This is a genomic window from Blautia marasmi, assembly GCF_900258535.1.
Taxonomy (GTDB): Bacteria; Bacillota; Clostridia; order Lachnospirales; family Lachnospiraceae; genus Blautia; species Blautia hominis.
This window is the reverse complement of the sequence record NZ_OIWX01000001.1, coordinates 2669920-2691144: the sequence shown is the minus strand read 5'-3', so window position 1 is coordinate 2691144 and position 21225 is coordinate 2669920. Positions and strand designations below refer to the sequence as shown.

Below are 21225 nucleotides of genomic sequence, written 5' to 3'. Positions count from 1 at the left end.
TACAAGCAGAAGCAGCAGCACAATGATTATCTGCCACATAATATCTCCCCTCGTATTTCCAAATCTTTTTATCTCTTTATTTTTATTTATTATTACTTTGAATATTCTCTGCCCACAAAAGACAATTCTTCGCCGACCCCGCATAGGAGCCGACCGGCGATATTCAACCGGAAACCATGCGTCACTGGCGCACAGCCTCTTGCCAGTTTCCCGGCATCTATATAAGAGTGATATTCACACTTATGTCTAAATTATTTGTCTGACTCATTTCCTCTTCCGCTCAAAATCCTTCAGGCATTTCTCCCCAAGATTCCTCGCGCTGTTCAGGAACCGGCTGCCCTGATGCCCATTCTCACACTCAAACATAGCCCCATTTTTCTTGATCTTCCCGCCGCAGACAAAGCACTTACTGCTTGTCCCTTCCGCACTAAGCTCCAAAACCACGATCCCGGCGCCCCATGCCTTATATTTCAGAAACTCTCTTATCCTGCTTCCCAAATACAATGGCGAATACATTCCTGAACGATACTGGACAACCTTCGTAAACTCCTTATCATAAGACGGAAATACGATCACGCTGGCCTCTTCCCTCACACAGAAATCCACGATTTCCCTGCTCACCTGATGCGCATAATGCTCAGACAGGTTTCTTAACCGCAGATAATATTTGTGATTCGCATGAGGAGCATTATCTTTGTCCGTATAAACCCTGGATTTCTCGATTTTCTCCAAAAGGACCTTACATTTGCTTCTGTACGCATCCCCGCCTCTGCAGGAATACACAGCCTTTTGTTTCCCATCCCCATCCAGCACACAGCACATAGCAAAAATGTCCGTATTCGTAAATTGTACGCTGCAGACATTTTCTTTTTCCTTCATCCGCTCTTTTGCGTTCCTGGCATCCTCTGTCTGCTGTTTTACAGGCACATGCAGCCAAAATCCCTTCTCCCTAAAAACAACAGTAGGAGAAAGTATCATGCCATCCTCAGGCAGCAACTGCCCCTTTAACCTGCAGTCCATCCAGTTCCACCTGTTTCCATCCCATACCTTCAGAGAAATCTTATTATCCCTAAAATCCTTATACATCCCCTTAAAGTAGGTAACCGATGCATCAATGGTGTCCGGTATGGTATAGACCAAATCATCGCCTGAATTCTTATACTTTTCCGTATAACTTTTTAAACTGGCAGAAGCTTTATTAATAGCCGAACGCCTGAAATATACCGGAACCCTGTCAAACGGCAGCGGCCTCTCGGGCACTCTCCCGTCCCTCCCCGGAATGGTTAAACGTTCCAGCGCGCCCTGCATCTGAAGGAGATTCAATTCCCATATTTCCTCATGGTCCAGAAGCAGGCGAAAATAAAAGTCCAGCACCTGTCTGTAATATTTCTCTGTTTCTGTCAGCCATTCCGGGTGAGAACAGCGAAGTTTGTATTTAATTGTCTTAATGCTGTATCCTGTTTTCATTCACTTATTCCAATAAATGGGACATATTTTTTTAGAAATGCGACAGNGTCTGTAATATTTCTCTGTTTCTGTCAGCCATTCCGGGTGAGAACAGCGAAGTTTGTATTTAATTGTCTTAATGCTGTATCCTGTTTTCATTCACTTATTCCAATAAATGGGACATATTATTTTAGAAATGCGACATCAAAAGACAGGAAGTAGTATTAACAAAAATAAGTTTCCGGTCTTTAGTCAAAACTAAGTTTAACGCTAAAAGCCTCTAAAGTCAATATGCCAAAAAATAATGGCAATTTTTTGGCTATTTTTAGTATATTCGGAACCACTGGAAAACTTTACCGGATATAAAATGAAAACCGTGATATTTTGGCACCATTAATAGAAAATCATTAATGGTCAGAAAAGTGGTCTGAATTTGTACAATAAATTCATAATTTTTAGGAGGTCAATATGTCCAGAAAAGGTGAAAATATCAGAAAAAGGAAAGATGGACGTTGGGAAGCACGATATATCAAAGGGCGTGATATGGACGGTAAGATTCGTTACGGTTATCTGTACGGCAGGTCCTACACGGAAGTAAAAGATAAAAAAAAACAAGATCATATCCGAAAATCCTAATTTTTATCTGTACGGCAGCCAGTCCTCTTCACTGCCCCATGATGACCAGATCCGTACCGTAAGCATACAGTGGAAAGCCCATATCCGCTATACCGTGAAAGAAAGCACATATTCCAACTATGAGGAGATTCTTGACAACCACATTCTGCCCCTCCTGGGCCAAATGCAGGTTAAAAAGTTTACAAACCATACCCTCACAGGTTTTGTGCAAAAGGAACTGGAGCAGGGAATGGCCTTCGGAAGTATCCATGTGATCCTAAGTGTGCTCAAAAACATTCTCCGGTATGCTCAGGAATTCGGTTACTTCCCGGCTGAGCCGCTTAAATTCCCCCGTATCCCTTCAAGCAGCAGTGATATACAGATCATGAGCAGCGAGGATTACAAGAAACTCGATTCCTACCTGTTCAACAATATGGATCCCTTTTCTTTTGGTATCCTCTTATGCATGTACACCGGAATCCGTGTAGGCGAACTGAGCGGCCTGAAATGGGAAGACATTGATTTTGCCCAGTGCAAAATTCAAATACGCCGCACTGTGACACGTGTAAAAAACCTGAATATGCTCATAACAGACGGAAAAAATCAATGCTCCCGCACACATTTGAATATCGGCACTCCCAAAACACCAACATCCATACGTTCCATTCCTCTGCCTGACAGACTTCTGGCACTGGCTGCGTCTTTAAAGAAGGACAGCAGCTATTTTATCCTAACCGGAACAGAAAAATGCATGGAGCCAAGGACAATACAACGCAGATACGCCGCTCTTTTAAAAAAATGCCGGATCCCTCACATAAAAATCCATGCGCTCCGCCACCAGTTCTCATGCCGCTGGATAGAACAGGGTTTTGACACAAAATCCCTGTCCGAAATCCTAGGCCACACTTCTGTAAAGACAACGCTTGACTTATATGTGCATATACAGCCGGATACCAAGCGCAGGTATATGAACCAGCTCACAATACTATGAATAAGAATTATGAATGGTCACCAAAATGGTCAGAAGCCGCCGGACGCGCCTTCTGACCTGTCTTTTTTATCTCCTGTCGCATTTCTAAAATAATATGGTTAAAGATATACCATCCCCCAAATCCTGCACTGAGGCATACCTTGTGCCATTATCCGCCTTCCTCCATATTCATACATCTTCCCCAAAAAGATGTTTCTTACACAGAATATCCCTAAAAACTTTCTATAAATCCATAAATCAAATCCATAAATCAAAACAGGTATCTCCTTGCCAAATCCTCGCACGGAAATTTGAGCACTTACACCCATCTTCCTCTTACACACAATACGCATCCCTCCCGGAAAGCTTTTTTGTCACACAAAGAAGTTGGGCGAAATTTTCCACATAACAAAAAAGGCCCCGCACCACACGGACCCCCTCTATCTCTTTATCACCCCATCAAAAAAGTAAAACCCCCCGCCGTATCATTCACCGGCAGGGGTTTCCACTTTTATGATTATTCTTATTATCAAACTCAGTATCTCAAAATTCAAACATTTTGTCAATCAATTACAGGGAAAATCCTTCAACATCTCCACCACTTTCTCAAACTCCATAAAGTGCGAAGCCTTCACCAAAATGGTATCCCCATCCCGGATCATCTCCGGCAGAGCCTCCAGCAGGCTTTCCTTTTCCGCAAAATGTACAATATCTTTTGTAGGTGCTGCCAGCCTGGCTGCCTCAGCCATATCCCCTGCCAGTTCACCCACGCAGATGATCTTATCAATATCTCTGGCAGCGGCATACACCCCAACTTCCCGGTGCATCTCCACTTCCTCTTTTCCAAGCTCACCCATATCACCCAATATGGCAACTCTTCTACCCAGCGCATCCTGCAGCACATCCAGAGACGCTTTCATGGAAACCGGATTGGCATTATAACAGTCATCCACGATCGTCCTGTTCCCTGTCTCTATAATATGGAAGCGACCGCTCAAAGACTGCAGACTCTCGATCCCTTTCTTTATCTCTTCCATATTCATCCCATAGGTAAGCCCAACAGCCGTTCCTGCCAGCGCATTATACACCATATGACGCCCGGGTATGGGAATCACTACCTTAAAGCTCTCTTCTCCCGCATGAATCCGGCATGAAATGCCTTTCAGTCCCTTACTCTCAATCTCATCCGCCCATACTCCCTGATGGTTATCAACACCAAAGAACAACGGCTTTATCCCTTTCACATCCCTGACCGTGATCAGCTTATCGTCATCCCCGTTCAGGATCACATGTCCGTCACTTTCCAGGAAATCAAATATCTCTGTCTTTGCCTTCAAGATCCCGTCACGGGATTTCAGAAATTCCAGATGGCAAAGTCCGATATTCGTGATCACACAGGTATCCGGCCGCGCGATCTTAGCCAGTCTGTGCATCTCCCCGAAATCACTGATGCCCATTTCCAGCACCGCGATCTCGTGATCCGGGCGCAGCCCAAATACAGTCAGCGGAACTCCCAGTTCATTGTTAAAATTCCCTTTTGTCTTCAGCACATTGTATTTTTCTTCCAGCACAGCCGCGATCATTTCTTTGGTACTGGTCTTACCGACACTGCCGGTGATTCCCACTACCGGGATGGACAATTGCTTCAGATAAAACTCCGCAATATCCTTCACAGCCTGCAACGAAGAATTCACCTTTATATAAGGAAAGCTTTTTTCACCCAGCCCCCTTTCTGTGAGGGTACACAGTGCCCCTTTTTCCATCACACCGTCAATAAAATCATGGGCATCTACCCTGGCACCCTTAATAGGAACAAACAGAAAACCTTCCTCCACCTTTCTGCTGTCCGTGACTATTCCCTGTACTTCCTGTTCCTTCTTCTCCGGGCTGCCCACATAGACACCGCCGCAGACTTTTGCTATATTTTCCAACGTAAGATTTTTCATGGCACACCTCTGATCCGTTATATTTTCCGTAACAGTTCAGACAGATGAACTGTTACATGCATCCAACCATTAAGGATCGCCTTGCGATGGGCTGGATGCCGACTGCCGCCACGCATTCATACGGCCAGCGCAGTGCATGCGCAGACCCGTCTGAACTGTTAGATTTTTCCGGCTATTTATATTTTTTCAAGGAAACCTCAATCAGTTTCTCGCACAGTTCCGGGTAATCCATGCCCAATACCTTTGCCTCCTGGGGGATCAGGCTGGTAGGTGTCATCCCCGGCAGCGTATTGGCTTCCAGACAGTACATATTTCCTTCTTTGTCCAAAATGAAGTCCAGTCTTGCATATGCCTGCAGGGCTAGTGCCTTATATCCAAGCTCCGCGTATTTCTGCATCTCCCTGGTCAGTGTTTCGGGCAGTTCCGCGGGACATGTCTCAATGGTGGAACCTGCCTCGTATTTGTTCTTATAATCATAAAATCCCTGAAGCGGCGCAATCTCAATAACCGGATATGCCTTGCCATCCACTACGGCTACAGAGAACTCACGCCCCTCAATGAACTGTTCCACTACCGCTTCGTTTTCATAGGAAAAGGATTCCTCAAGGGCTGCCTCATACTCTTCCTGGTTCTTAGCAATACACACGCCCACACTGGAACCGCCGCAGCAAGGTTTGACGATAACCGGGAAATCCATATCATAGTCAGCCAGTTCACTGCTGCATTTTCCCTTCTGCAGAGTCACACCCTTGGGTGTGGGTACTCCTTTTGCTTCAAATACCATTTTTGTGATGCTTTTATCCATCGCCATCCCACTGCTCAGCGGCCCGGAACCGGTGTATGGAATGCCCATCAGGTCAAATACTGACTGGACCTTGCCGTCCTCCCCATTGGAGCCGTGCAGAGCCAGGAAAACCATATCTGCGGCCTTGCAGATATCCAGTACATTCGGTCCGAAGAATTCTTTCCTGCTCTTCATGGTTTCTTCCAGTTCCCTGCTTTTTGCCTGCATATAAGCAGTCTCTGCATCTATATCATAGGTAAGGGGAAACATCTCCTCACCCCACTCCTCTTTTCCAAAATACGCGTCCACCAATACTGCCTTATGATTTCTCTTGCGCAAAGCTGTGCAGATCCCCTGTCCGGACACAATGGAAACTTCCCTCTCCGTACTGCTGCCGCCTGCTAAAACTACTATATTCATGCTCTTTCTCCCTTTTCACAGCCATTTGGTTTTATTAACCTGTTCTTTTTATACTAATCAATTTAAACTTTTTTGTCAACGCTGTTGCTGTCTCACAACATAATCTGCAATAAAAAAGACACCTCAGGTTCAGATTTTTTCCTTCTATCCTGATCTCCCGGGCTCCATCTCTGCTGCAAAAAAGCATTTCGCAGCAGCTCTCCATCGTCAAAATAACTGTCACACCGCAATCTTTTTCAGCACTTTTATCCATATTTTTCATCTTTATGACATATATCTTCAACACAAAATACAATTTGACATGCAAACAGCATAAAAAATCATATGTTCTGTGCACATTTTACAGTAAAATTATCACATTCCAACAAGTCAGGCGCTGGTTGGACGAGATTCCGAATGGGCACTCCATCTTACCCTTTTATGCGTTCTTTGTATCAGACAGAACAAGCGTCCCCGAGGAGGCGCGGAACACCTTGGGGCTGATGCCTATTTTCTGCTTAAATGCTTTGGAAAATACCAGTGCGTCTTTATATCCCACCATTTCCGCGATCTGCTTGACCGGCAGTGTTGTGTCCTGAAGAAGCAGGGATGCTTTATTCATACGGACACCCAGCAGATATTCATAGGGCGAAACGTGAAGAATCTGCTTGAATATCTTAGTCAGGTAGCTGCGGGTAATGCCGATATAACTGCACATGTCATTGACCTTTATATCTTTGTGATAATTCTGTTCAATGTAGGCAACCGCATAGTCCACATACTCCTGCTGGTGATATTCTGTGAAAGGCTCCCGTGAGACGTGCGTACTTTGATATTCACGGATAATATTTGCCAGAAACAGGGTAAGCTGGCTCTGACGCACCAGGTCATTGGCATAAGTAAGCTGATGGGCCGCCAGCATGGCATCCACACAGGCGGTAAGTTTCTCCTCCTGTTCAAAGCGGACCACCCGCTGACTGTCAGAAAACCCGGCGTGTTCCAGGCACTCATATGCCCGGATACCGTCAAATGCCACCCAGACATAGGACCAGGGCGTTTCCATATCTGCCCGGTATACAGTGGTCTCCTCCGGCATAATGAGAAATGCATCATGAGCGCTAAGCTCTCTGGTGTTTCCATTTGCTGTAAAGGTGCCTTTTCCGCTTACTACATAATGCAGAAGATATTCCTTCCGGGCAGCAGGGCCGTAAGTATGCCCTGCCTCGCAGATTTCCCTGCCGCAGTAAGCCAGATAAAGCTCCACAGAGTTTTTTCTGAGAAATTCCAGGCATTGATACTTGGGGGATTCCGTGTATTTCACCTCGGTGTCCTTATGTACGCTGTCCATTTTGAATCTCCTCCTTTTCACCCTCATCCATAAAATCAGCTATAAGTATTATAGCATTATGCTCATCCGGTGAAAAGGAAAATGTAATACCAACGGATGTGCCGAACATCTATAACAAGGAAGGAGCATATGTATGAAAAGAAACAAGAAGATCCGCAAGTCCCTGTCACTGCTCATGGCTCTGGCCCTGACCGCAGGAAATCTATCTCCTGCCACAGTCAAGGCAGAACCCGTAATCGTGGATAAGAACATCCTGGAAGGACTGGTTCCCACCACAAATGCTGCCGGAGGCATTGCCAATCCCGAGGCTGCAACAGACGGTATCAAGACAGACAGCAATGTAGACATGAACAATACCCGCATCGACGCCGGGGAAGAAATCGGCGGGGATGACAATGGCTACTCCCAGTGGAACCAGGTGTATCTGCAGTATGATTTTGGTGATGTCTACAGTGTAAAGGCCGTGGATATATACCGCAACACCTATGATATCGCAGTCTCCACCTTCAAGGACGTTAAAGTGGAACTGTCGTCTACGGAAGATTTCTCTGAAAGTGTTGTCCTTTACGGTGATCCTGACGGCGAAGATATAGTGGAAACCGTGGACACCAAAGGCACCTCCCAGTACCTGGAAGCAGAGAATACAGTGGATGCCCGCTACCTTCGTGTATGGGGAAAAGGGCATTACATTGAAAATACGGTAGGTACCTGGAAGGGCTACAGCAACGGCGTCCTTTTCAATGAGATCGAAGTCATTGCCTCTGTTGAGGAGGGATCCACAGACCCCGGCGGCGATGAGGAAATGGTGGACGCCAACATCATGACAGGTCTTCTTCCCACCTCCAACTCTCCGCACCAGATTGTAAGCGGTGACGCCACCGTGCCCCAGGTTCAGATCAAGAATCCAGAAGCTGCCACAGATGGTGTCAAATCCGGCAGTGACGATGACTCCAACAACACCAAAATAATCGCCGGAGAAGAAATCGGAGGCGATGACAACGGCTATTCCGGCTGGGATCAAGTATACCTGCAGTATGATTTCGGCAAGCTCCGCGACGTAAAAGAGATCGACCTGTACCGGAACACTTATCCCAACGCAGTGTCCACCTTCAAAGATGTGAAAGTGGAACTGTCCGCAGATGAGGATTTCTCAGAGAGCACCATCGTATACGATACTGCCGATTATGAGGAGACCACCGACAATAAAGGACAGCCCCAGACTCTTGTCCTGGAGGAGCCCGTATCTGCCCAGTACATCAGGATCTGGGAGAGAGGCCACTACATCCAGAACACCAACAGCGCCTGGAAAGGTTACAGCAACGGTATCCTCTTTAATGAGATTGAAGTAATTGCCAGCATTCCAAGATCAGAGGTTCCCGCTCCGCCGCCGGAGGAGGAGTCACAGAATATTGCCCTGGGTAAGATCCCATATGTGCGCGGTCTGACCCCTACCAATATTGAGGCCATCACAGACGGCAGTGTTGACGACAACTATGCGGTGCACAACAGCACCGGAGAGCGCTGGCTTCAGTTTGAATACAAGAATAATTACCAGATGAAAGAAATCTGCTTCAAGCTCGAAGAAGGCACATACCAGTCCGTAAAGGTCTCCGTGTCCTCTTCCCCCACCAATGCGGGACAGACTGTATTCCAGCAGAATAACTGGACACAGGGTGCTGACATGCAGACAATAACCCTTGACCAGCCTGTTACCGGAAGATACGTGCGCTTTACTGTAAACAAAGATAACAACAGCCCCACCAAATATTCAGAGGTGGAGATCTGGGCCACAGGTAAATCTTACGACGAGTCCAAGCCCGAATATGTGGCACCGGATTCCAAATATGACACCCTGGTGTGGGCAGATGAGTTTGACGGAGACAGCATTGACGAGACAAAATGGAATATCATTGACGGTATGGCAAACCACGCAGCCATCTACAACAGAGACGCTGTCAGTATCGTGAAGGATGGAGAGGAAAGCTATCTTTCCATCAACTCCAAAAACTACGGCTCCACAGATGCCCTTATTGATGCGGTAGGCTGGGATCAGTACGGTTCACAGCAGTTGGCCTCCAAGGTCACATGGTCATCCGGCCGTCTGGAATCCAAGAATAAGTTCTCCTTCCAGTTCGGACGCATGGCAGTCCGCGCAAAGCCCAACGATTCCCAGGGTATCTGGCCGGCTATCTGGATGCTGTGCCAGGATGAGACCGGACATGATGAGATCGACGTGCTGGAATACCTTGGTCAGGACGCCTGGTCAGCCTGGACCACCAACCATTTCGGTATCCTGAGCTACAATAAAGGCTCACACGGTATTGCCACCAACAATTATGAGGCATGGTGCCAGGACTTCCATGTATTTGAAGTAGAATGGGACCCTGAAGCTATCACCTTCTTTATCGATGGCAATCAGGTACATAAAACCAGCCAGGCCAGGGATGACGGCAGAGACGGCATGCACACCCGCCCCATGTTCCCAATCCTGGAAACACAGGTGGGCGACGGCTGGGTCGGCGATGTGGACTACAGCAAACAGAACACAAAACAGGACAGTGATTTCCTGGTTGACTGGGTTCGTGTATACCAGACTGAAGATCAGGCAGTTACCCGTTTTGACGACCTGACAGAAATTTCAGGGGGAACCAATGACGATTACTTTATCAGTGCTTCCTCGGCAACAGACGACCTTATGGCACTCACAAAGGGAGATGAACCTTATGAGGACAAGGACAATTTCTATTACGGCGGACAGCCCAGATATGAGGACAGCAGAATCGCAGTAAAAGAAAACGCTGAGGACCAGTCCCTGGTATACAAAATCCCCGGTGTAAATGATGTACATCTGACCGCCTATTATCAGACCCTCAGTGACGCGGCCCAGTGGGACGGCGGCGCAGGTTCCTACAAAGGCGCATCCATCAGGACCACGCTGAAGGATAATGCAAATATTGATTTCCAGGTATTTTCCTCACCTGACGGAAAGAACTGGACAAAGTTTGAAAATATTAAGACTGTAGATAATTTCCCTGAGGCATATCCAAGCTATGCCAGGATCACATTTGACGCTTACGGACTTCCGGAAGGCACAAATTATGTGAAAGTTGCATTCCCGGACTATAAAGGTGTCAGTTACACTTTGAGATCAGGGGCAGTAAAAGAGGTACAGAACACAGATATCCAGCTTGCAAAAGTGACCTTCCTTCAGGATCAGCAGGAAACTGCGGATAAATCCCAACTGGAAGCAGTCATGGCAGAAGCGGATGCTTTGAACGCCGAAGATTATACGGCTGAGAGCTGGAAGGTATTGAGTGATTCCCTGGATGCTGGAGCGGCTGTCATGAATGATGAGACAGCCATTGCACAGGAGATCGCGGATGCTGCCACAGCCATCCGAAATGCTATCGACAGCCTGGAGGAAGCACCGGAAGCAGACAAAACGGCGCTTAAATCCGCACTCGATAAAGCTGCAAAGCTCATCGAAAGCGATTATACCGCAGCCTCATGGAAGACTCTGACAGAGGCAGTCAGTGCAGGCCAAAAGGTATTTGATGACAAAAAAGCTTCTGACAGTGATATCAAAAAAGCTGCAGAGGATATTCAAAAGGCAATAGACGGACTGAAGAAGATAACAAAAACAAATAAAACAGCATTAAAAAATGCGCTTGACAAAGCATCTAAACTGAAACAAAACGACTATACCGCGTCCTCATGGAAGAACCTCACCAAAGCAGTAGACGCAGGTAAAAAAGTGCTGGACAATAAAAATGCTTCCCAGAAGGATATTGACAAAGCAGCCGAAAGCATCACAAAAGCTGTATCTGACCTGAAAAAGGAAATAAAAGGCACATGGAAGAAAAATGCCAAGGGCTGGTGGTATGATTACGGCAACGGCAAGTGGCCGGCAGGAAAATGGGAGCTTATCGAAGGGAAATGGTATGCGTTTGACGCCGACGGCTATATGCGGACCGGATGGTTCCGGGACGGAAATACCTGGTATTACCTCACCGGTTCAGGCGCTATGGCTACCGGTTGGCTCAAAGACGGAGGAAACTGGTATTATCTCAGAGACAACGGCAGCATGGCTACCGGTTGGATGAATGTTGGTGGTACCTGGTATTATCTCTCCGGTTCAGGCGCCATGCTCACCGGATGGATAAAGCTTGGCCAAACCTGGTATTACCTGAACGCTTCAGGCGCTATGGCTACCGGATGGATCAAACCGGGAAGTGACTGGTATTACATGACCTCCTCAGGCGCCATGGCTACCGGATGGATCAAACCGGACAATAGCTGGTATTATCTGAACGCTTCAGGCACTATGGCTACCGGATGGCTTCACCTGAACAATAACTGGTATTACCTCAATGCATCAGGCCGCATGGCTACCGGATGGATCCGGCTGGGAAGCAGTTGGTACTACCTGACAAACTCAGGTTCTATGGCCACCGGATGGCTGAAAGACGGCGACAACTGGTATTACCTCACTGCCTCAGGCCGCATGGCTACTGGATGGCTCAGACTGGGAAATAGCTGGTACTACCTGACTAACTCCGGCGCTATGGCTACCGGGTGGATAAAAGACAGTGGCAAATGGTATTATCTCACCGCCTCAGGCACCATGGCTACAGGCTGGATCAAAGACAGCGGCAAATGGTATTACCTGACTGCTTCAGGCGCTATGGCCCAAAACACATGGATTGACAATTACTATGTCAACGCAAACGGTGCCTGGACACAAACCCGTTAATTTATTTCAGACAGCACACACTCACTATAGAAAAGGGGCCGGTATCCACAAAATGCCGGCCCCACAAATTTATGAAACATATTTTCATGAAAAAAGACGAACTATTGGCCTTCTGCCAACCGTTCGTCTTTTTTCTTCTATCCATTCATTTTTTCTTCTATCCATTCAGCAGGTCTATACCTTCTGAATGCCTTATTCCTGCCAACATCAGTACACCACTACCGGCACACCTTTTTCTATATTATTATAAATCTTCTCCGCATTGGCCGGAGGCGTATTCACGCAGCCGTGGGAACCATTGTTGATGTACTCCGAACCTCCGAAGCTTTCCCTCCAGTCTGCATCGTGGATGCCTGTATTCGCATAGAACGGCATCCAATACTGAACCGGTGAGGAATAATTCTCACCAACCAGTGTGGCATTTCTCTCTTTATACATAATGCCGTAGATTCCCGTGTGGGTATCCCAACCCTGGTTATGGTTGCCTGTTACAACATCCGTACTCACCAGAAGCTGTCCGTCCTTGTAGAACCACATGTGCTGCGCCTGCAGACTGATCTCCACATAGGTATTTCCGATATCATTGGTATCCCGCACATAGCCCCTGTAAGTGTACTCAGGCTCCATGGTCTGGGACTGGCCGCTCTTTATGGCCTCCACCAGCTTTGCGGTAGTATCATTTCTCGCTATCAGCCATCCGTAGTCTCCTCCGCTGACTGTAATGGTCTCTCCATTGGAGGTAACAAACTGGCGGGGATAACCAAAGGTATCATATTTCTTAGCCATTTCCACCACGTACTCTTTTGCTTTCTCCTCGTCCAGGACCACGTCCCCGTTCTCATCTGTGGTAAGCCAGTTCTTGATAACATCCTTGTTCACCACTTCCTGCCTGTCCGAAAAGTCAAAGGTGACGGTTACACCCAGAAATACATTGCTCTGGTCACGCTGCTTGATCAGATTCTCATCTGTGCTGTATACTGTGGGCTTCAGATAACACTCTTCCGCTTCCAGGTCCAGCTCTGTTTTTCCCTCATCAATGGCCTTCAGGATCTGTTCTTTTACCTTGTCCTTATCCAGGGCATTTCCCATAACCTCCGGCACGATCTCGTATCCGGTGTCTGTATCGCCCAGATAAGCATCCGCAGGCTGTGTTATATTTGCTTCCTGGAACGCATCCAGGGCATCTATAGCAGTATACAGCATGTCTTTGTCATAGGTGGTCGTGGCTGACATATCGTAGTCATTCTGATGCGCAAATGACAGGAACCAGAGAAACGGATTCTGCTTGTCCTTCAGCTCCTGGATCTTGCCGTCATCCACATACTGCATATTCATCTGTGATGCCACTATGGATTCCGTCTTACCGTCCCGCTCCTTCAAATGCAGCGTGTAAGACGCAATCTCATCCACTATGTTGTCTTCCACATCCTCCACGCTCTTGCCGGAGGCATTCATTCCGTTGATCTGGGAACCCAGATAGAAATGTTTGGTAAAGTATACGACACCGGCTATGTACCCAAGCACCATGAGCGCTATATATCCGATCAAAATACCCAGTACGATCTTCTTTGCCTTCGTATACTTTCCTTTCTTCCCTTTCTTTTTTTTCATAACCTCTACCCCTTATGTTATAACTTTGTTTGTCCGTAACGATCCGGTCGTCTGTATCGCTACGTGTATTCGCCCATTATACATTACTTTGCAATGGGGCAAATACCTGCTGCCGCTGCTCTTTTGCACGTTCAACGCAGTAGGTGCGCAGACCTGACCGAGCAGTTACACTTATCCTTCGTTTACTATTCTATTTCATTTTGATTGTCGAAGTAAAGTGTTTTATGCAAAATTCATTAAAATATCACATTTCTGTAAATTATCCGATAATTATCCGGTACTTCCGTAACCAAATAGAAATAAGGCGTTATACAATAAGGCAGACCTTCTGCTTTTCTGCAAAAGTTCTGCCTTGTTATCTCACTTATGTGGTTTCCCGCTGCTATTTGGCAGGTCTGCACCTTTAACGTGCATCACTCTGCCAGAAGCTTATCGATACTAACCAATTTCACGCTGAGTACAAAAATCTCGGTTGCAAGCTGCAGCTCCTCCGGTGTGGGGAAGCTGGGTGCAATACGGATGTTGCTGTCATGAGGATCAATACCATATGGGAAGGTAGCGCCCGCCTCTGTCATCTTCACGCCGGCTTCCGCTGCCTTGGCAACAATATCCTTTGCACAGCCTTCCATGGAGTCAAAGGAAATGAAATATCCGCCCTTCGGTGTGGTCCATGTTCCGATCCCTGCTCCGCCGATCTCTTTTTCCAGTGTATTCTCCACTGCCTCAAATTTCGGACGAAGGATCTCTGCATGTTTTCTCATATGCTCATGCATACCTTCAATATCCTTGAAGAAACGCACATGCCTTAACTGGTTGATCTTGTCATGACCAATGGTCTGGATCGCCATATGTTTCCTGAAATCAGCCAGGTTTCTGGGTGAGGACGCAACAGCAGCGATACCGGAACCCGGGAAGCTGACTTTTGAAGTGGAGATGAATTTGTAAGCCAGATCCGGATTGCCCGCTTTTTCACATTCCTCCAGAATCTCCAGCAGGAAATCCTGTTCCTCATATAAATGATGGATGCAGTATGCATTATCCCAGAAAATACGGAAATCCTCTGCCGCCGGTTTCAGTCTGGCAAAGCGTTTCACGGTCTCCTCAGAGTAGGTGATGCCCTGTGGGTTGGAGTATTTCGGAACACACCACACGCCCTTGACTGCCGGATCGGAGCTTACCAACTCCTCTATCATATCCATGTCCGGGCCTGCAGGAGTCATGGGCACAGTGATCATCTCAATACCAAAGTATTCGGTGATCTTAAAGTGACGGTCATATCCCGGTGACGGGCACAGGAATTTTACTTTATCTAATTTACACCAGGGAGTGCTGCCGCAGACACCATGTGTAATGGAACGTGAAACTGTGTCAAACATCACGTTCAGGCTGGAGTTGCCGAAGATCACGATCTGGTCTGCGGAAACCTCGGTCATGGCTCCCAGAAGTCTTCTTGCTTCAGGAATACCGTCCAGCAGGCCATAGTTGCGGCAGTCAATACCTGTTTCACATTTCAGTTTGTCAGTGCTTTTTAACTCTTCCAGCATATCCATTGCCAGCTCAAGCTGCTTCTTGGATGGCTTTCCTCTGGACATATCCAGATTCAGTCCCTTTGCTTTTACTTCCTCAAATTGTTTTTCCAAATCGGCTTTCATAGCCTGCAGCTGCTCTCTGCTCAGTTCTTTGTACGGCGTCATGGCTCTCCTCCTGGTGATCTTCATAATTTATAACTGTTTTATTCCTTCGCGGGCAACGATTCCGTCGGGCTGCGAAGACTTACTGCCACGGTAAAGCATCCCGTGCAGCTTCTTAACAATTATGCTTCGTTATGTGGTATTGTATGATAGAATATGACTTTATGTCAATACCCTCTTGCATTTTTGGTAATTTTTTCCCCTTTTTACTGGGTTTATAGCTTTTTATATGCAATTTAACAAATGAAATCCTGCATTTTCCTTACTGTTTTTTTCTATTCCCGCTGATAAGCCTCGGAAGCAGCAGAATCTCATGCATAAGAAGCGGAATTGCGGAAATCCCCAGCAGCCAGCGCCATTCTCCAAAGGACAGCTGCACCGTCTGAAATGCCCGGACAAAATACGGCACCTCCGTGACCATAACCTGAAGGGCCAGCCCCAGGAAAAATGCCAGTATCATAAACGGGTTATCCAGATGGTTCATACGAAGTACCGACTTATCCCTGTCCCGCATTCCAATGGCGTGGAAAAGCTGCGACACACCCAGCACGGTAAAGGCGTAGGTCTGGCCTCCTTTGTGAAAGGCGTAGAGCGTGATCGCACTGATCAGCATTCCGTAAAATACGGTGAACAGCCACCCTCCGTGGGCGAACAGCCCTTCATTGGGATCCCTGGGCTTTTTCCTCATGAGGGATGCCGGGTCATTTTTGTCCACGCCCAGGGCCAGGGCAGGCAGGGAATCTGTGATCAGGTTTACCCACAGGATATGGCTTGCCTTCAAAGGCGTTTCCAGGGAAAGCAAAACAGCCACGAACATGGTAATGATCTCTCCGAAATTGGAGGACAGCAGGAACAGGATGGATTTCTTGATGTTCACGTAAATGCCTCTGCCCTCTTCCATGGCCTTCTCAATGGTGGAAAAGTTGTCATCCGTCAGCACCATATCCGCAGCATTCTTTGCCACATCCGTTCCGTTTTTGCCCATGGCGATTCCAATGTCGGCGGCCTGCAGGGAGGGTGCGTCGTTGACTCCGTCCCCGGTCATGGCTACAATCTGTCCGTTTTTCCGGAAACGGCTGACAATCTTTACTTTATGTGCAGGGGTGACACGGGCGAATACCCGCAGGTCTTTCATCTTCTTTGCAAAACGCTCCTCGCTCATGTTGTCCAGCTCTGCGCCGGTGACGCACTGGTCCATGGAGTCCGCTATGCCAATCTTTTTTGCAACAGCCAATGCTGTGTCTTTGTAGTCCCCCGTGATCATAGCCACCTGTACCCCTGCCTTTTTCAGGGTACGGATAGACTGGGTGACTTCTTTTCTGGGCGGGTCCATCATGCCTGCCATTCCTGCAAACACCAGATTGCCTGTGAGGGCAGACTCGCTTTTATCTTTTACGTGTTCCTTAAATGCCAGAGCCAGCACACGAAGTCCGTCCTGGGCCATTGCCTCCATTGCCATGCGGATCTTCATGCGCTGCACTTCCGTCATAGGGACCGCATTTCCACGGATTGATACAAACGCGCAGCGCTCCAGCAGATAATCACAGGCTCCTTTCACGTAGACGGTTTCGTTGCCCCCGTCTTTGTGTACGGTTGCCATGTATTTTCGTTCGGAATCAAAGGGGATTTCATGGGTACGTGGATATTGTTCCTTTAATTTCTCCCGGTTATACCCCATTTCCTCTCCCATGTGGAGAAGTGCAAGCTCTGTGGAGTCACCGATCTCCTGTTTTCCCAGCATACTGTTGTTGCACAGGAGAAACCCTTCCATCAGACGGGGAAATTCCCTGCGGCGGATTTTTGACAGCGGAAGCTTGCGGTCATCACCGTAAATCTCCACCACCTTCATCTTGTTTTCCGTCAGGGTGCCTGTTTTGTCGGAGCAGATGATGCCCACAGACCCGAGGGTTTCCACTGCGGGAAGCTTCCTTATAATGGTGTTGACTTTAACCATGCGGGCAACACCCAGGGCAAGGACAATGGTCACCACTGCAGGCAGGCCTTCGGGTATGGCCGCTACTGCCAGAGAAATGGCAACCAGAAGCATCTGCAGAATGTTGCGGTGCTGGACAACACCCAGAAGGAAAAGGGCAGCACAGAGGACAACAGCCACTACGCTCAATATTTTTCCAAGGTCGCCCAAACGTCTCTGCAGGGGTGTCAGCTCTGTGGGGGTGTCGTTGATCATTCCGGCTATCTTGCCAAGCTCTGTCTCCATGCCGGTGGCTACCACGATTCCCTCGGCGCTTCCCTTCATGGCTTCGGTTGACATAAATGCGATGTTTTTCCATTCTGCCATAGGGATCCCCTGGGGCAGCACAGTATCTGTCTTCCGGACAGGCATGGATTCGCCGGTGAGGGCGGACTCATTGGTCTGGAAGCCTTGTACTCTTATCAGGCGGATATCTGCCGGTACCTGGTCCCCTGCCTCGATCTTGACCAGGTCTCCGGGAACTACGCCGGAGGCGGGGATTTTCTTGTAGATACCGTCACGTTTGACTACTGCGGACGGAGCAGTCATTTTCTTTAAGGCATCCATGGCTTTTTTGGCTCTGCCCTCCTGGATGACGCCTACGGTGGTGTTCAGGGCTATGACAACAAAAATGATGGCGGTATCGCTGAACTGGCGCAGAAGCATGGAGATTGCCGCGGCCATGAACAGGATGAAGATCATAGGGTCGTTGAGCTGTTCCATGACCATGTCCAGGATTGTCTGGTCTTTGCCTTTTTTTAGTATGTTTTCTCCGGTTTTACGGAGTCTTTCGGCGGCCTCGGCGGAGGGGAGACCGGTGGATTGGCGGGTGTGGAAGGTTTCTTCTAATTGGGGGGTTGTGAATGCTTCGTACATGGCTTCACCTCCTTGGATAATGTATGCTTGACTTTTGGGGGTTAGAATAGGTATAGTTATATGGGACGGGAGCTTGTACGCGGGAGGGGCGGGGATGGTGTTTGCTCTCGTATGAAGCCGATTTCTACACTTTGCGGAGATTGTGCGCCTGAATCGGACTCAAGAGTCCGCCTCAGGCGCACAATCTCCGCAAAGTGTAGCCTCGGAATACATACAGCGATGCAAACACCATCCCCGCCCCTCCCGCGTACAAACTCCCTGGCTACGATAAACTGTAGTGGGTAAAAGATTTTAAAAGCGGATGGCTGTACTGGATGTGTTTGAAAATTGCTTCGGCAAGCTGTGCGTCACAGTTTATGCTTATTGCGCTCTGCTCAATATGATGTGGGAAATTTGACTCCGATGAGAGAGGCGCAGCGGGCTGTGTTGCCGGACACTGGGAACAAAAAACTTATTAGGATTAAGTGTGATTGAATAAGAAATTAAGGATTGAGAGGAATTAAATGTATGTGGATTGCTGATGGGTGGAAGGATTATGAGATTATTGATACCTCTGACGGGGAGAAATTGGAGCGGTGGGGGGATTATTTGTTGGTTCGGCCGGATCCGCAGGTGATTTGGGATACGCCCAGGAAAAATGCCGGGTGGAGGAAGATGAACGGGCATTATCACAGGAGTACGAAGGGGGGAGGGGAATGGGAGTTTTTTGATCTGCCCAAGCAGTGGTGTATCCGGTATGGGAAGCTTACGTTTAACCTGAAACCTTTTAGTTTTAAGCATACCGGGCTTTTTCCGGAGCAGGCGGTGAACTGGGATTGGTTTTCGGATAAGATCAAAGGGGCCGGAAGGCCGGTTAAGGTTCTGAATCTGTTTGCTTATACGGGCGGGGCTACTTTGGCAGCTGCGGCTGCGGGAGCGGCGGTCACGCATGTGGATGCTTCTAAGGGGATGGTTTCCTGGGCTAAGGAGAATGCTGTGTCCTCCGGACTGGGGGAGGCACCGATCCGGTGGCTGGTGGATGACTGTGTGAAGTTTGTGGAACGGGAGATCCGCAGGGGGAATCATTATGATGCCATTATTATGGACCCGCCTTCTTATGGCAGGGGACCTAAGGGTGAGATCTGGAAGATTGAAGAAGCGATCCATCCGCTGATCAAACTGTGTGCACAGCTTCTCAGTGATAAACCGCTTTTCTTTCTGGTGAATTCTTATACCACCGGGCTTGCGCCGGCCGTGCTGACTTATATGCTGGCTACAGAGCTGAAGGACCTTCATGGAAAAGTGGATTCCCAGGAAATCGGGCTGCCCGTAAGGGAAAGCGGACTTGTGCTGCCCTGTGGTGCTTCCGGCCGCTGGGAATGTGATGATAAGTAAAGGGCTATGAAATGAATTTTAGGCCCTGGGCAAGGAAGTCTGTGACTTTATGGCCCCTCAGAAGATATTCATCACCGGCATTCTCTATGTGCCCGTAAAATTCGTTAAACTGGTCTATGAGTTTTTTTGAGAAAAAACGGTAGTAGCTGGATGTTCCGTTCTGAACAGACATGGCAAATACGGTATCACGGCAGAAATAAATGGTGCTCTGCAGGTCGTGGTATCCTATGTATGGGTTGTTGTTTTCCAGAAGGAGTATACGGATACTGCTGTTTTTTTCTAATTCTTCTATGAGATGGCTGATGTGGCGCATCCTCCAAGCTCTGTCCACCTTCACTTCTTTTCCGAATATATTGATCTTCCCATCAAAGATGTAATCCATAAGTGTGGATTTGTATATGACCGCTGTAACCGGAGCCTGGAAGGAGTTCCGGTTCATATTGTACTGCAAAATGGCGCTTTCCCGGTCCGGTGTGTATCTCTGACACAGGTCCCAGAGCATGTCATCCGGCAGATGGATGATGTGCATGGACCTCAGAAGGTAACGGTACTCGTTCTGCATCATATAGTCAAAGATATATTTTTCCCTGTACATTTTGCTCACGGAGTATTCTTCCACCAGCGGCTTCTGAACAAGAAGGCAGGCGGAGGCTGCGTCATAGTAGGCGTTGACCAGAGGACGGTTTTTTATGACTGTGGTGTATCTCTCTCTGGTAAAAGGCTCCTGGATCTCTGTGACTAAAAGACCGTCCTTTAATACCAGAACAGGAATGTCTGCGGCTGCGCCGGGCAGTTCATAAAAATAATATCTCACGGAAAAGATGGGAGTCAGATACATGGCTATGCAGCGGCAGTAGGCATCTGTCTGATCCCTGAATTTTTCCATGTCTATAAACTGATGGATCCTGACAGTGACCCCCTTTTGCTCCAGATCCTCCATTTTTTTGAAAAAATCATTGTCTTTTGTCACGTATTCCTGGAAGGGACAGGTGACAATAATGTCCACATCCTTTTCGGCCTGGGCACAGATTTCATAGATCATACTGCCCACAGCACCGGCTGCCACCTCTTTGTCCTGCCAAAGGGAATCGTAGGAGATTTTTTCCCGTACTTTCCTGATCTCTTCTTTTTGCTGTTTCTGCATGAGCAGTGACCGGAGAAAACATTTTTTCAGTGCCTTTTCTAAGTCATCCTCCATATTTTCCGGTCCAACAGCCTCCTGTATGGCTTTTTTCCTGCCCTCGTCAGCACCAGACACAAAGAAATGAGCCATTTTTTCAGACAGCTCCTCTGCATTCCTGGAAGAAGGCAGCTTGGCGCCGCTTTGCCATTTGCTGATATATGATACATCATATCCAAGTCTGTCTGCCAGCACCTGTGGTTTCACACCGGTAATATGAATTAATCTCTGTAATAAAACGCTGAAATTCATGCTCTCAC

At 47.8% G+C, this 21225-nt stretch carries 13 protein-coding genes; 4 read left to right on the top strand and 9 right to left on the bottom strand.

Going from position 1 to position 21225, the window contains the following annotated elements:
- Nucleotides 1-264: 264 nt before the first annotated feature.
- Nucleotides 265-1467: a zinc ribbon domain-containing protein gene (locus C6P39_RS11620; protein WP_104803890.1), complete on the bottom strand. Its 1203-nt coding sequence runs from the start codon at nt 1465-1467 to the stop codon at nt 265-267.
- A 447-nt stretch (nt 1468-1914) separates the two neighbouring features.
- Between C6P39_RS11620 and C6P39_RS27925 the strand changes: the two genes are divergently transcribed.
- Nucleotides 1915-2082 carry a hypothetical protein gene (locus C6P39_RS27925; protein WP_242987022.1) on the top strand — a complete coding sequence of 56 codons (168 nt, stop codon included), beginning with the start codon at nt 1915-1917 and terminating at the stop codon, nt 2080-2082.
- Nucleotides 2083-2176: 94 nt separating this feature from the next.
- Nucleotides 2177-3052: a tyrosine-type recombinase/integrase gene (locus C6P39_RS11615; RefSeq protein WP_242987021.1), complete on the top strand. Its 876-nt coding sequence runs from the start codon at nt 2177-2179 to the stop codon at nt 3050-3052.
- A 98-nt stretch (nt 3053-3150) separates the two neighbouring features.
- Here C6P39_RS11615 and C6P39_RS11610 read toward each other — a convergent pair whose 3' ends face one another.
- The 4 genes from C6P39_RS11610 to C6P39_RS11590 form a co-directional block, all read right to left on the bottom strand.
- Entirely contained in the window at nt 3151-3375 is a 225-nt protein-coding gene (locus C6P39_RS11610) for a hypothetical protein (RefSeq protein ID WP_158661545.1), read from the bottom strand.
- 222 nt (nt 3376-3597) lie between these two features.
- Nucleotides 3598-4977, bottom strand: coding sequence for a UDP-N-acetylmuramoyl-tripeptide--D-alanyl-D-alanine ligase (locus tag C6P39_RS11605; protein WP_104803888.1), 1380 nt, complete (start codon nt 4975-4977; stop codon nt 3598-3600).
- 172 nt (nt 4978-5149) lie between these two features.
- Nucleotides 5150-6181, bottom strand: coding sequence for a D-alanine--D-alanine ligase family protein (locus tag C6P39_RS11600; protein WP_104803887.1), 1032 nt, complete (start codon nt 6179-6181; stop codon nt 5150-5152).
- Nucleotides 6182-6599: 418 nt separating this feature from the next.
- Nucleotides 6600-7508, bottom strand: coding sequence for an AraC family transcriptional regulator (locus C6P39_RS11590; RefSeq protein WP_158661544.1), 909 nt, complete (start codon nt 7506-7508; stop codon nt 6600-6602).
- A 133-nt stretch (nt 7509-7641) separates the two neighbouring features.
- On the opposite strand from C6P39_RS11590, the gene C6P39_RS28170 reads away from it, so the two are divergent.
- A complete protein-coding gene (locus tag C6P39_RS28170) occupies nt 7642-12261 on the top strand; it encodes a family 16 glycosylhydrolase (RefSeq protein ID WP_104803885.1) in 4620 nt (1539 codons plus the stop codon).
- Nucleotides 12262-12468: 207 nt separating this feature from the next.
- Here the strand turns inward: C6P39_RS28170 and C6P39_RS11580 are convergent, their stop codons facing one another.
- The 3 genes from C6P39_RS11580 to C6P39_RS11570 form a co-directional block, all read right to left on the bottom strand.
- On the bottom strand, nt 12469-13872 hold the full coding sequence (locus tag C6P39_RS11580) for a L,D-transpeptidase family protein (protein WP_104803884.1): 1404 nt from the start codon (nt 13870-13872) through the stop codon (nt 12469-12471).
- A 413-nt stretch (nt 13873-14285) separates the two neighbouring features.
- Nucleotides 14286-15566 (bottom strand): aminotransferase class I/II-fold pyridoxal phosphate-dependent enzyme, encoded by a 1281-nt coding sequence (locus tag C6P39_RS11575; protein WP_104803883.1) that lies wholly within the window; start codon nt 15564-15566, stop codon nt 14286-14288.
- A gap of 259 nt (nt 15567-15825) precedes the next feature.
- Nucleotides 15826-18411: a cation-translocating P-type ATPase gene (locus C6P39_RS11570; RefSeq protein ID WP_095174829.1), complete on the bottom strand. Its 2586-nt coding sequence runs from the start codon at nt 18409-18411 to the stop codon at nt 15826-15828.
- A 507-nt stretch (nt 18412-18918) separates the two neighbouring features.
- On the opposite strand from C6P39_RS11570, the gene C6P39_RS11565 reads away from it, so the two are divergent.
- The gene (locus tag C6P39_RS11565) at nt 18919-19785 is read left to right on the top strand and encodes a class I SAM-dependent methyltransferase (protein ID WP_104803882.1); all 867 of its coding nucleotides are present in this window, start codon (nt 18919-18921) and stop codon (nt 19783-19785) included.
- 4 nt (nt 19786-19789) lie between these two features.
- Here the strand turns inward: C6P39_RS11565 and C6P39_RS11560 are convergent, their stop codons facing one another.
- The gene (locus C6P39_RS11560) at nt 19790-21217 is read right to left on the bottom strand and encodes a helix-turn-helix domain-containing protein (RefSeq protein WP_104803881.1); all 1428 of its coding nucleotides are present in this window, start codon (nt 21215-21217) and stop codon (nt 19790-19792) included.
- Between the last annotated feature and the right edge of the window lie 8 nt (nt 21218-21225).